Origin of the sequence: Lyngbya confervoides BDU141951 (assembly GCF_000817775.3) — a bacterium.
GTDB classification, from domain to species: domain Bacteria; phylum Cyanobacteriota; class Cyanobacteriia; order Thermosynechococcales; family Thermosynechococcaceae; genus Lyngbya; species Lyngbya confervoides.
In genome coordinates this window covers 1-13,090 of record NZ_JTHE03000042.1, presented here as the reverse complement: position 1 = coordinate 13,090, position 13,090 = coordinate 1, and the positions used below count along the sequence as shown (strand labels likewise).

Below are 13,090 nucleotides of genomic sequence, written 5' to 3'. Positions count from 1 at the left end.
GAACTTTTGGAATTGTCTCCATTCTATCGAGCCGCTAGTCGTGTTCAATGAGCTGAGCCGCGATCCAGCCGGTGGTCTGCCCTGTGTTAACGTTGTACCAAAGATAGCCGCCGCTATCGTAGTCGCTGCCTAGAATCTGAAGGCGATCGCCGGTGGCGATCTGGCCTACGACCGCATAAACTGTGCCCGGACCAGAGCGAATGTTTTTCAGGCCACCGCCCACCACCGTGGCATTGGTCTCTAATTGGGGCGGAGGTAGCGGGTCAGGAGGCGAGGGATCCCCATCAACCTCTACCAGATGATGGGCCATCCAGCCCTGCACCCCGGCTGCAGGGGCATAGACTTCATACCAGGTAAAGCCATTGGATTCTTGACTCGATCCTAAGATCTGGAGGCGATCGCCCGGATAGACATTCCCCACCACTTCATAGTGGGGACCTGGCCCTGAGCGAACATTTTTCCGTCCAGGATTTCCAACCACGGTGGCATTGGTTTGCACGGTGGCCGGAGGCGGAACCGGAGACGAAGCCACGGGCGGGTTTGCCACGGGCGGGTTTGCCACGGGTGGGTTTGCCACGGGTGGGTTTGCTACGGACGGGGCACTCGAGGCGGGGACCTCGGGACTCACCGTAACTTCAGGGGACGAGGGGACCGGGTCTGGATCGAACCAGCTGCTTAACTGGGCACGCAGCATCAGAGTGCCCCCCAAAATAGACGCACCAATCAGTCCGCCAATAATCACCGCCTTGGGCCAGTCGCTGCCGGAGGCTGCCGGAGCCGCTGCGGGGATCTGCGATCGGGAATCTGGTGTGGCGAAGTTCTGGGCCGCATAGACGGGCGTCACGGGGGGCGTTATGGGGGGCGTTATGGGGGGCGTTATGGGGGTCACCGGCGTGCCATAACCCTGGACGCCTTGGGCATACACTGGCGACGCAGATGGGGGCGAGAGAGGAACATTGACCGGAGGAGAAGGTGCAGAAAAGGTCCGGGGCTGGGGTTGCGTATGCACGACCACGGTGGCATCACCGCTGCGATCATGAGTGACCGACAGCGCCTGCATCATCTCTCCGGCCGTCATGTAGCGTTGGGAAGCTTGCAAATGAGTTGCCCGATTCAGGATCTCGGCGAAGGCTGGGCTGACGGCCGTCAGGGTCTGCCAGTGCATGATCCCAGTCATGGGATCTGTCTCAATATTTTGGGGCAGTTGGCCTGTGAGCAAGTAAATGGCCGTCAGACCGAGACTGTACAGATCGCTGCTAAACACAGGACGACCAGCACTTTGCTCGGGCGGCATAAATCCGGGTGTGCCCACAACGATGGATTGGGAGCTGTTGCCCTGGGAATTAATCACCGTTCCCATGGTTTCTTTCACAGCCCCAAAGTCAATTAAGATCGGCAACTCATCGGGCGATCGCAGAATAATGTTGTCCGGCTTGATATCTCGATGAACCATTTTGTGACGATGCACGTGATCGATGGCTGGCAGAATTTTAAGCAAGAGATCGCGAACTTGGGCTTCCGAAAAAAGGCCGTTGCGCTGCACCCGCTGGGTCAGGGTCTCTCCGGCAATCCATTCCTCTACGAGATAAAACTGATTATCCTGGGAAAAATAGGCATATAGATGGGGAATTTGGGGACAAGATCCCCCCAAGGATTCTAAAATCGTCGCTTCACGCTGGAATCGGGACTGGACTAGCTGATAGATTTGCTGATTATTGTTCAGCGGCTTCAGCTGCTTGACGACACAGGTGCGTCGCGAGGGCATTTGAGTATCGATGGCCAAATAGGTCGTCCCAAATCCACCTTCTCCCAAAATTCGATCAACCTGATAGCGGTTGGCCAGCAAGGTATCCGGTTCATGGAACGGCGTTGAGGCTGGAGGTCGGGGCGTAGTCGTCATGATGGATTTATCCCGTGAGGAGACTGCAAAATTGGCAGATTGAACGCAGTCGAGACGCTCTTAGGGGGGAGCGCGGGAACATCTTAAAGACGAGCGTAAAGGCGGTTACAAGCTACCTTTATTGTCCAGGCTGCGGGGAAAAATGCTGTGATCTGAGCCAATTAATTTAATTTTGACCCCAGGCTCCTTTGAGGACCATAGCGTCTTGATCAAGGCTGGGATCGCGCCTGAGGTCAGGGTTGAGGGCCTGCTTTTTTCTCCCACGGGAGCACTGAACCCTTGCTGAACTATTACAGTTGAATCGATCCCGGTTACCCAACGATACAAATTGTGAGGAAACTTTGATTGACTCCCGACAAGGCTCTCCTATGATCGGACGTAATCAAAACATTGGTCAATTAAGAATTAGAGGCGAAGTCTATGGTTGCATTCGCACCCACCAGGGAGAAATCGGTCGGAGCATCGATCGATCAAGGACTCCCAAACATCTGTGGACATGAATCAGAAATTTTGGCAGCTGTTAACCATTCCGATCCGGTTTTCTTGCCAGAGACAAATCTAAATTTGGATCAAATTTCAGCAGGATTTGCCTGTGCGCTGCATATGCACCAGCCCACCATTCCGGCTGGTGCCCAGGGAGAACTCATCAGCAATCTCCAGCATATGTTTGAGCATCAGGGGATTGGTGATAACCACAATGCCCATGTGTTTGCAGACTGCTACAAGCGCATGGGGGATTGGATTCCTGATCTGGTGGCTAACGGGCAAAATCCGCGCATCATGCTGGATTACTCGGGGAATTTGCTCTGGGGAATTGAGCAGATGGGCCGCGAGGATATTATGGACAATCTGCGGCGGATGGCCTGCGATCGCCAATATCAGCCCTACGTTGAGTGGCTGGGGACCATGTGGAGCCATGCCGTGGCTCCCTCAACCCCTATTCCAGATTTAAAGCTGCAAATCCTGGCTTGGCAGCATCATTTTGCCGCCCTGTTTGGGATGGACGCGCTGCGACGGGTGAAGGGGTTTTCGCCACCCGAGATGCACATGCCCAACCATCCAGACACGCAGTACGAGTACATCAAAGCCCTGAAGGAGTGCGGCTATCGCTGGCTGCTGGTTCAGGAGCATTCGGTGGAGCGGATCGATGGATCTTCCCTGCACCATGAGGACAAGTACATCCCCAATCGCCTGGTCGCCCGCAACTCTCGGGGAGAAACCATCAGCATTACGGCCCTAATTAAGACCCAGGGATCGGATACAAAGCTGGTGGCGCAGATGCAGCCCTACCATGAGGCCAAGGGACGCGGTCGCCAGCAAATTGGCGGCGTTGAGGTGCCCTGCTGCGTCTCCCAGATTGCCGACGGGGAAAATGGCGGCGTGATGATGAATGAGTATGCCCGAGACTTTCAGCCTCTCTGGTCCGAGATCACCCAAAATGGTCGCGGCGTCACTGGTGTGGTGGGCCTGAACGGAACCGAATACCTGGAGCTGATTGAAGCTGCTGGGGTCAATCCCAATGACTATCCCGTTTGTCAGGCGGTGCAACAGCATAAGATCTGGCAGCGAGTGAACCCAGACCAGGCCACCCCTGAAGCGGTGGAAAAGGCGATCGCGGAGCTGAAGGAAACCGACCATCGGTTCCACATGGACGGAGCATCCTGGACCGATGATTTGAGCTGGGTGGCTGGTTACGAAAACGTCCTAGAGCCGATGAACCAGCTCAGCGCCAAGTTCCATGCCAAGTTTGATCCCCAGGTGGAAAGCGATTCCGCCACTACCCAAACCAGGGAATATCGGGAGGCCTTGCTTTATAATCTGCTCACCCAGACCAGCTGTTTCCGCTATTGGGGACAGGGCACCTGGACAGACTACGCGCGGGAGCTATACAACCGGGGCATCGCCTTGGTGTAAGCCACAGCAATGGGATAGGGTGCTAGAGGTCTGGCCTCAGCACCCCTCCTGAACCCCAAGGGATAGCACCTAGAGGGACCGCCAAAGATGCCCCGAGGATCCAGGCGATCGCTGGGTTTCAGGATTGAGAGTGATCGGACTCGTGATCAGCATGCTCAGGCGAAGACGGCATCGGTAAAACGCTTTTTACCTTGTCCACAGCGGACTGAGCGCTCTCCCTGAGGGCCGCCAAGTCCTCACGGGTTTGCTCGTAGTCAGCCCTTAAAAATTCAGCAATCTGCTCGGCCCTATGGCCTAATCCCTCTGTTTCTTGTTCCATATGTCCTAGCATGGCCTCAAGCACAATAATTCGCTTGCTGCCAATGTTTGACACTACGATAGGCGGAATTCGATAGGTGCCTTCCATCACACCCTGCCAGCCTTTGCAGGCAAAGATGTAGTGAACCACCGCACCCGTGGCAGGTTCCAGAACGAGGTCGACCAATTGACCGATTTGGTTACCGCTATCGGTCCACAGCTCGTGGCCGATGGGGGCTTTAATGGGGCTCGATCCTTTCCAATCGAGATCCCACTGCGGACCACTCACTAAAATACTATCGTTGCCAATGCTGTGAATTTGGTCCCAATGAAACGCCTGCCGGGCACCGCCGAACAGTCCGCCGCCGCAGTAAAATCCCACAATTTTTTGCGCGGGGGGATCCAACAGAAGCTGGGTCAGGTGCCCAACCTTTTCTGAGGTTTGGCGATCCAGAACAAGGCGATGGTGTAGATTGCTAGACTTAAGATTGGATTCAGGCATTGCAGGACTCCATCACAGACACCAAGACTAGGGCCAACCTGAGCCAGTTAGGCTTCAAGGTTGAGTTTAAAAGAGAATGAACATGCGATTTTCCCTTATCGTAGCGCTGATCATCGCGCTGCTGACGCTGATTTTTGCCTATCAAAATGCGGCGCTTGTGGTGGTCAGCCTGGGAACGTGGCAGTTTCAAGCTTCCTTAGCTGCGATCGCCCTGCTGACGCTGTTCTTGGGCTTTGTGATGGGATTGCTGGTTTCATTGCCAGCGATCATGAGACGCGGCTGGAAATCCTCACGCCGCAAACAGACCATTCAAGAGCTGGAGCAGGCATTGGATCGGCAACAGCAAACCATTGCTGACCAGAAGCGGCGGATTGAGTTTCTAGAGCGAAATCTTCCCCAGGGAATTGAGTAGACATGGGCGCAACCTGCGTTCAAAGTCCTGATCGCGTTGTTTTGCCCCATGTCAGTTGGCAAACCTACCAGTCCCTGCTGAAGATGCGTGATTTGAGGCAGGGAACTCAGGCTGGAGAAAATGCGATCGTCAAGCAGTTTTGGCAGTGGATAAAAAAGCAAATCAACTAATCCTTTGACCAGCCCAGGTGTTATCAGAGCAGTCCCCTCTGGTGGTTATGTAATATGTCTTACGAAGGTGACCACAAAACGGCAAGAGAAGTCTTTCAGCGTTACCTAATGGAAGTTAATCCGCTTCTGGTTCGATAAATTTCAAAATGCCTGCACCAAGCCGGAGGTTGATCGGAGACGTTGGTCTCGACAGGACAACCCGTAGGCTTCCGTCTCATCCACGATGTTCAGATTGCCTTCCGGTGCGGCTTGCTCCCCGGATTTGGCCTAGAGGGCGTGATCTTGCAGGCGATCGATCCCGCCAGAGCCGCGTTAAAAGTTGCTGCCCATGGCACCAGGCTTTGTTGTGTATTTGTTGTGTATTTGGTTTGGATCTGCGCTCTTAAACTGATTCCCTGCATTCCCTCCAGATCACAATGCAGGAAGATACGGACAGTGGCGTTTCTGAGGAATAAATCTGGTTTGCCGGAATTGAACAGGGAGGTTGAGCCATCGGAGGACTCTATGGTCTGCAACAACCTTTGACCGAACCGGATCGGATCAGACTTTCCGAGGCACGTTACACTAGAGTTTGTTGAGAATTGTTGCACAGGATACGCGATGGTGCCTGCGATTCAGATTTCAAACTTGCGAAAGCGTTACGGGTCTGTGGACGCTGCGAAGGATATCTCATTTCAGGTGGAGCCTGGGCAAATTTTTGGTTTGCTGGGACCCAATGGGGCGGGTAAAACCACGACCTTACGGTGCCTGTGTAGCTTAACGACTCCCGATGCCGGAGACATCGAGGTTTGCGGTGTATCGGTGATTCAGTATCCCCGTGCCTCTCGACAGTTGCTGGGGTACGTGGCCCAGGAGGTGGCCCTGGATAAGGTGTTAACCGGACGCGAGATGCTCCAGCTGCAGGCCGCGCTGTACCATATTCCAGCCAAGGCGATTCCCCAGCGGATTGCAGCCATTGTTGAACAGATGGGCCTACAGGACTGGATTGATCAAAAGACCGGTACCTATTCTGGTGGGATTCGCAAGCGCCTGGATCTGGCTACCGGGTTGCTGCATGATCCCCAGGTGTTGGTGTTGGACGAGCCCACGGTGGGGTTAGATATTGAAAGCCGGGTGGTGATCTGGGATCTGCTGCGTCAGTTGCGCGATCGCGGTACCACTATTTTGATGACCAGCCACTACCTGGAAGAAGTGGATGCCCTCGCCGATCGGGTCGCGATTCTTGATCGCGGCACCGTGATTGCTACAGGAACGTCCTCGGAACTGAAGGATCAGGTGGGAGGCGATCGCATCACCCTACGCATTCGTGAATTTACGCCCCCCGACGAAGCTGAGCGGGCCAAAAGCCTGGCGCAGTCCCTACCCTTTGTTCAGGATGTGCTGATCAATCAGGCTCAGGGGAACTCTCTGAATCTGGTGGTCACCCCCCAGAGCGACGCGCTGCTGACCCTACAGCAGGCCCTGAAGGAGTCTGGAATTCCAGTTTTTGGCGTCTCTCAAGCCCGACCGAGTTTAGATGATGTTTATCTGGCGGCCACGGGCCGCACGCTACTGGACGCTGAGATTGCAGCGGCTAGCTCTCGCGATCCGAAGGCTGAACGCAAGCAGAACATGCGTTGATGAGATGAATTGAAGGAGGAATTGCTCAGGATGACCACGACCCCTGCCACCCAAGAGGCGATCGCCGCCTCGCCATCGTTCCCGAACCGGGAACAGCTGCTGAAGTCTCCCGGTTTGTTTTCTGGCGAGTTTGTCCAGGAAACCCTGGGCCTAACGCGCCGCTTGTTTATTCAACTGCAGCGTCGTCCTTCTACCCTGATTGCTGGTGTCTTGCAGCCGTTACTCTGGCTTGTGCTGTTTGGTGCCCTGTTTAAGAATGTTCCGGAAGGACTGTTTGGGACCAGTCAAACCTATGGTCAATTTCTCAGTGCGGGCGTCATTGTGTTCACGGCCTTTAGCGGTGCGCTGAACGCGGGCTTGCCCGTCATGTTTGACCGTGAATTTGGGTTTTTGAACCGCCTCCTGGTGGCTCCACTGGTTTCACGTTTTTCGATTGTCCTGGCCTCAGCCATTTTTATTACGGTCATGAGTCTGGTGCAAACCCTGGCAATTATTGGTGTCAGCATGCTGCTGGGGGCAGGGCTCCCGGCTCCTGCCGGGCTGCTGGTGGTGGCGCTGATTGTGCTGTTGCTGGTGCTAGGGGTGACAGCCTTGAGCCTAGGCCTATCCTTTGCCCTACCGGGACACATTGAGCTGATTGCGGTGATCTTTGTGACCAATCTACCGCTGCTGTTCGCCAGCACCGCCTTGGTGCCCCTGAGCTTTATGCCCACGTGGCTGCAGTTTGTGGCGAGTCTCAATCCCCTCAGCTTTGCCATTGAGCCCATTCGCTATATTTATCTGCACCCGGACTGGAGTTTTAGCAGTGTTGTCATGGCTGCGCCCTGGGGGAATGTCTCTTTAGGGGCGGCCCTGGCAGGGTTGGGCGGGTTTACGGCCATCGCCGTTGTGAGTATCCGTCGTCTCCTGCAGCGTCGTTTGGCTTAATCGGTTTCAGGTTAGATCAGTCTAGGTTAGATTTAGTCTAGGCTAGTCTTAATTCCCAGCCCTTTTCCCTGCCATCTTATTGAACCTATGAGACGCACTCGCTCTGCTCCGCCCCGCCGATCCATGGGGGCGCCACCCCCGCCCAGGTCTGGCGGTGGGCTGTTTGATAAGCTTTCTGGGGTTGTCATCGCGGTCATTGGCGGTGTGTTTGCTCTGGGTATTGCCATTGGTGTGGCTCTGGGAACCAACACCACCATCACCACTGACAACGTTGCTTCTATTCAAACGATTGACCAGAGCGTCCCCAATGCAGAATTCTGTCAGGCCTACGGCGCCAGCGCCACGGTGATGGATACGCGGGTGTTTCTCACCTTTAAGCCCTTTAGCGTATTTGTTTCGCAGCCCCTGCTGCAGCCCGGTTGCGTTATGCGCCAGAACAACATGGCGATTTTGGAGCAGCGTAAGCTGGTGGATGGCAAAGCGCTGCGGGAATGCCGCCAGCGGCTGAACACCTTCGGCTTTACTGGAAAATTAGAGGATAAGCCCAACATTAGCTGCATCTATCAGAGCGAGAGTGAAAAGAACCGCTTTTTGAACCAGCCTGGTGTGGGACCGCTGCCGGACGAAGCCGATAATTTCTAGAGTTTAGGGTCTTCCAGGAAGCGGCACTCCCTCAGCAGCGGTGCCGCTTTAGCCTTGCTAGGTAGGGAAATCCGAATCCCAAAAGTGAGGCAATCCCCCGGAATCGGTGACGACTTTTCAACGGTTTTTACGCAAGATTGTTAGGAGACAACGCTGTCTGTTCCAAAGTTAAACGAGTAAGAGTCAAGAGAAGCCATGGCGATCGCAGAACAGGGAACGATTTCGATACATACCGAGAATATTTTCCCGATCATTAAAAAGTGGCTGTATTCAGACCATGAGATTTTCCTTCGGGAGCTGATCTCCAACGCCGTGGACGCCATCAAAAAGATGCGCATGGTGTCGCTCTCTGGGGAATATTCCGGTGAGGTTGGGGAGCCAGAAATTGTCATCACCCTCGATCAGGATAAGAACCAGCTGTCCATTACCGACAACGGCATCGGAATGACGGCGGAAGAGGTGAAAAAATATATCAACCAGGTGGCCTTTTCCAGTGCCGAAGAGTTTGTGGAGAAGTACAAGGCCAGCGAAGACCAGGCCATCATCGGTCATTTTGGCTTAGGTTTTTACTCCTCCTTCATGGTTGCTAAGCTGGTTGAGATTGACACCTTGTCTTACCAGGAAGGGGCGGAGGCGGTCCACTGGTCCTGTGAAGGCAGCACCACCTTTTCTCTGGAGGCTTCCGAGCGCACCGAGCGCGGCACCACGATCACGCTGACGCTGCAAGAGGAAGAAAAAGAGTACCTGGAAGAGGCACGCATTAAGCAGCTCGTTACCAAATACTGCGACTTTATGCCGGTGCCCATCAAGCTGGGCGAAGAGCAAATCAACAAGCAAAAGGCTCCCTGGAAGGAGTCTCCCAGCAATCTGACCGACGAAGATTATCTGGAGTTCTATCGCTATCTCTACCCGTTCCAGGAAGATCCGCTGCTCTGGGTGCATATCAACACTGACTATCCGTTTATCGTGAACGGGATTCTCTATTTCCCGAAAATCAAGCCGGATATTGACGTGACCAAGGGGCAGATCAAGCTGTTCTGCAATCAGGTGTTTGTGAGCGACAACTGCGAAGAGGTGGTGCCCCAGTTTTTGCTGCCGCTGCGGGGCGTCCTCGACAGCACCGATATTCCCTTGAATGTTTCCCGCAGCTTTTTGCAGGCCGATCGCACCGTGCGCCAAATCGCCAACCATGTGGCCAAGAAGGTGGGCGATCGCCTCAAGGAGCTATACCGGGAGGATCGGGCCAAGTACATCAGCTCCTGGCAAGACTTAGGCACCTTCATTAAATTTGGCTCGATTAACGACGACAAGTTTAAAAAGCAGGTGGAGGATATTCTCATCTTCCGCACCACTGCAACGCTAGGTGCAGACGTGCCAGAGGGTGAAGGCCAAGAGGGCGACGTTTGGGGCGATGATAAGCAGGCGGATTCCTACTGCACTATCCAGGAATATCTGGAGCGAAATAAGGAAAAGCACGAAAATAAGGTCTATTACTGCACTGACGAGGTCAACCAGGCGACCTATGTGGATCTGCTGAAGAATCAGGGCATTGAAGTTCTGTATATGGATGCCTTTATTGACCAGCATTTTGTGCCGTTCCTGGAGCGGGAATATTCTGATGTGAAGTTCCTGCGGGTGGATGCGGAACTAGACGAAACGCTGATTGATCAAGACAAGCCTGCGGAGATTGTGGATCCGAACACCAATCAGACTCGCAGCGACATGATCAAGGAGCTATTTGAGAAGTCCCTCAATAAGCCTCAACTGACCATTCGCACCGAGTCTCTGAAGGGAGACAATGCCCCTCCGGCCATGCTGCTGCTGCCCGAGTCGGCACGGCGGATGCAGGAAATGATGGCAATGATGCAGAATCAGGCGGTGCAGTTCCCCACGGAGCATACGCTGATGGTGAACACGGCTCACCCGATGATTCAGAATTTAATCAATCTGAGTCAGGGCAGTGTGATCAGCGGCAGCGGTGAGTCTCCTTCAGCGGCGCTGTCTAAGCAAATTTGCGAGTACGTCTATGATCTGGCGCTGATGGCGCAGAAGGGCTTTGATGCAGATGGGATGAAGTCGTTTACGGAGCGATCGAACCAGATGCTGACAAAGCTGACCGAATTAGCTGTGAAGTAAATCAACGGCTGAAATAATTCGCGATCCATCATCAGGGGCAGGCTTTCGGCTTGCCCTTTGTTGGATCTTTGGATACAACATCGAATTCCTGCTATCGCTCAAAGCCTGATTCTTCAGATGAAAGCTTATTTATGAGACCATCCGGACTAAACTTTTGTCAGTCAATCAGGGGGCTATTATACCAAGCTTATTAATCTCTCAAGGGCACCTCGAAAAATAGCCTTATTGACAAATTAGAGTTAATAGGACACCTAACTTTCCGTTGGTCATTCTCAATAAGCTTGAATTATTCGAGGTGCCCTCAACATATTAGATGGTGCTTTGCAAGAGACATGTTAGATGATTTTGCAGCCTAACGACAAAGTTGTGCGGCGGCAGATAACCTTGACTGCAAACCGATAACCTCTGTACCGCACCAACGTAGTGTTAGCTAGCTGCTGCCGCTCAAATACCTTAAATAAGCAGTCTCCTGATACCTTAGAGATGAGAACTCGCTTACCCGTCTCATACTCATGGCTAGGATCAACCTATTAGATACGCGTACGACTAGTTTTGGCGACTTGATCGGTAATGGCAAGATTTACCGAGTACCGCTGTTTCAGCGTGATTACTCCTGGAAGGAAGAGAATTGGGAGGATCTTTGGCAAGATATTCTGATTATTTACTATGACCCTGATTCCAGTCATTATATGGGAGCTCTTGTCTTACAAAGTTCTGGCACTTCAGACAAAGAATTTACAATCATTGATGGACAACAACGGCTAGCCACTCTTAGTATTGTTGCCATTGCTGTCATTGAGAAGATTCAGAAGCTAGTAGAGCAAGAAGAGCATAAAGAAGCTAATCAGGAACGCCAAGAAATTTTAAAGCGTACTTATCTTAGTGATAGAGATCCACGATCTCTTCGCTACTCAAGCAAGATTATTTTGAATGAAAATAATAACGATTTCTATCAAAGTAATTTAATTAATCTTAGGCAGCCACTTAATGTACGATCACTTTCGAAATCCAATCAACTACTTTGGCAAGCTTTCCAGTATTTTTCCAATCGATTGGGAGAGCTTCAAGAGGTTATTCAAGATGGGGAAAAGCTGGCTGAGTTTTTAACAAATGCAATTGCCCAAAGACTGCTTTTTATTCAGATTAACGTTGAGGATGAGTTAAATGCTTATACCGTATTTGAAACTTTGAATGCTAGAGGTATAGAGCTGAGTTCAACAGATTTGTTGAAGAACTACTTGTTTTCTCGATTTCAGGGGCCGGATGATTTGCAGGAAGCTCAGAGGCAATGGAGAAGAATTGTCAATACAGTTCAGATGGAAAAGTTTCCTGAGTTTCTTCGATATTATCTAAGCCTTAAAGAAACTAGAGTAAGGCGTGAACGATTATTTAAAATAGTTCGAGAAGCTGTTAAAAATGGGCAACAAGCATTTGAGTTGTTGGATCGACTTGAAGATTATAGTAGTCTTTTCATTGCTCTTGGCAACTCCAATGATGATTTCTGGCGTGACAATCCAGAAAATCGGCCTTATATTCGCGAACTTGAACTATTTCGAGTAAAGCAAGCTTATCCAACTTTGTTTGCTGCATATAGGAATTTTTCGCCTGACAACTTTACTCGCCTTGTGAAACTCGTCTGCGTACTCTCTTTTCGCTACACCGTTGTCAGCAGTTTAAACCCGAATGAGTTGGAAACGCTCTATAACAAGGTAGCAATTTCAATTATGAAGGGTGAAATAACTAACCCAAGACAAGTATTTGATGCCCTTCGCTCAATCTATGTTTCAGATGAGAAGTTTTCACAAGATTTTTCCCTACTCTCAATATCTACAAAAGGACAAAAGAGAAAGTTGGTACGGTACATCCTTTGGAAGCTCGAGATTGATGCATCAGAGCGACAAGATATTAGTGAAGATAGTTTTTCAGTTGAGCATATCTTGCCTGAATCTCCAACCGATGATTGGCGGAGAAACTTCACTGATTCTCAAATAGAAGAAATGGTATACCGTATTGGAAATCTAACCCCTTTAGAACCAAAACTTAATCGTCAAGTTGGAAACGGGTCTTATTCAATCAAGCAAGAAGCTTACCAGGAAAGTGTGTACAGGCTGACACGGAATATCTCGGCTGAAGATTGGGTTGTAGATGCGCTAACTACGAGACAACGGCAATTGGCGCAGCGTGCCACTCATATTTGGAGATCCGATTTTTACTCGTAAGGGTTGTTGCCTGTAAGTATTGATAACCTTAGGAACCCTCGACGCCAAAGAACTAAGGCTAGCTAACGTTCCCAACCAGCGGTGGTAGATCACCTTTGAATCAACACCAACGGCTTTCGCCCGTCCGCTGCGTTGGGGTGTACGCCCAGCATGGGCGTGAACTCATGGAGTGCAAGTCCCCTGTAGGCGGATCAAGTCCAAATGTCGGAAAGTTATTGGGACCGAGTGACTACAACTACTAGCCTAAGGCAAGGGGGTCTTCGTGAGAAGGGGTCTGAAGGAAGCCAGCGGCAAATCTGCGAGCCGACGAACAGAAACGTCATAGAAGGCCGAGTCTCTGGGGTGAGTCAG

General features: G+C 51.9%; 10 protein-coding genes. 8 read left to right on the top strand and 2 right to left on the bottom strand.

The genetic code is table 11. The features are described from left to right. Positions 1 to 34 precede the first annotated feature (34 nt). Positions 35 to 1,900: a protein kinase domain-containing protein gene (locus QQ91_RS06715; protein WP_166281329.1), complete on the bottom strand. Its 1,866-nt coding sequence runs from the start codon at positions 1,898 to 1,900 to the stop codon at positions 35 to 37. Positions 1,901 to 2,320: 420 nt separating this feature from the next. Between QQ91_RS06715 and QQ91_RS06710 the strand changes: the two genes are divergently transcribed. Next, on the top strand, positions 2,321 to 3,814 hold the full coding sequence (locus tag QQ91_RS06710; protein WP_166281327.1) for a polysaccharide deacetylase family protein: 1,494 nt from the start codon (positions 2,321 to 2,323) through the stop codon (positions 3,812 to 3,814). Between the two features lie 118 nt (positions 3,815 to 3,932). Here the strand turns inward: QQ91_RS06710 and QQ91_RS06705 are convergent, their stop codons facing one another. Then, the gene (locus QQ91_RS06705) at positions 3,933 to 4,613 is read right to left on the bottom strand and encodes a PRC-barrel domain-containing protein (RefSeq protein WP_166281325.1); all 681 of its coding nucleotides are present in this window, start codon (positions 4,611 to 4,613) and stop codon (positions 3,933 to 3,935) included. An 82-nt stretch (positions 4,614 to 4,695) separates the two neighbouring features. Here QQ91_RS06705 and QQ91_RS06700 point away from each other — a divergent pair, with 82 nt between their 5' ends. The 7 genes from QQ91_RS06700 to QQ91_RS06670 all read left to right on the top strand — a co-directional run bounded on the left by QQ91_RS06700 (position 4,696) and on the right by QQ91_RS06670 (position 12,739). After that, the gene (locus QQ91_RS06700; protein ID WP_166281323.1) at positions 4,696 to 5,025 is read left to right on the top strand and encodes a LapA family protein; all 330 of its coding nucleotides are present in this window, start codon (positions 4,696 to 4,698) and stop codon (positions 5,023 to 5,025) included. Between the two features lie 2 nt (positions 5,026 to 5,027). Further along, the gene (locus QQ91_RS06695; RefSeq protein ID WP_166281321.1) at positions 5,028 to 5,195 is read left to right on the top strand and encodes a hypothetical protein; all 168 of its coding nucleotides are present in this window, start codon (positions 5,028 to 5,030) and stop codon (positions 5,193 to 5,195) included. A gap of 600 nt (positions 5,196 to 5,795) precedes the next feature. Continuing rightward, a complete protein-coding gene (locus QQ91_RS06690; protein WP_166281319.1) occupies positions 5,796 to 6,815 on the top strand; it encodes an ABC transporter ATP-binding protein in 1,020 nt (339 codons plus the stop codon). A gap of 30 nt (positions 6,816 to 6,845) precedes the next feature. Next, on the top strand, positions 6,846 to 7,742 hold the full coding sequence (locus tag QQ91_RS06685) for an ABC transporter permease (RefSeq protein ID WP_166281317.1): 897 nt from the start codon (positions 6,846 to 6,848) through the stop codon (positions 7,740 to 7,742). Positions 7,743 to 7,829: 87 nt separating this feature from the next. Then, a complete protein-coding gene (locus QQ91_RS06680) occupies positions 7,830 to 8,384 on the top strand; it encodes a DUF3172 domain-containing protein (protein ID WP_201277372.1) in 555 nt (184 codons plus the stop codon). Between the two features lie 195 nt (positions 8,385 to 8,579). Further along, entirely contained in the window at positions 8,580 to 10,520 is a 1,941-nt protein-coding gene (gene htpG, locus QQ91_RS06675; RefSeq protein ID WP_166281315.1) for a molecular chaperone HtpG, read from the top strand. Positions 10,521 to 11,032: 512 nt separating this feature from the next. Continuing rightward, entirely contained in the window at positions 11,033 to 12,739 is a 1,707-nt protein-coding gene (locus QQ91_RS06670; protein WP_166281313.1) for a DUF262 domain-containing protein, read from the top strand. The last annotated feature ends 351 nt before the right edge of the window (positions 12,740 to 13,090 follow it).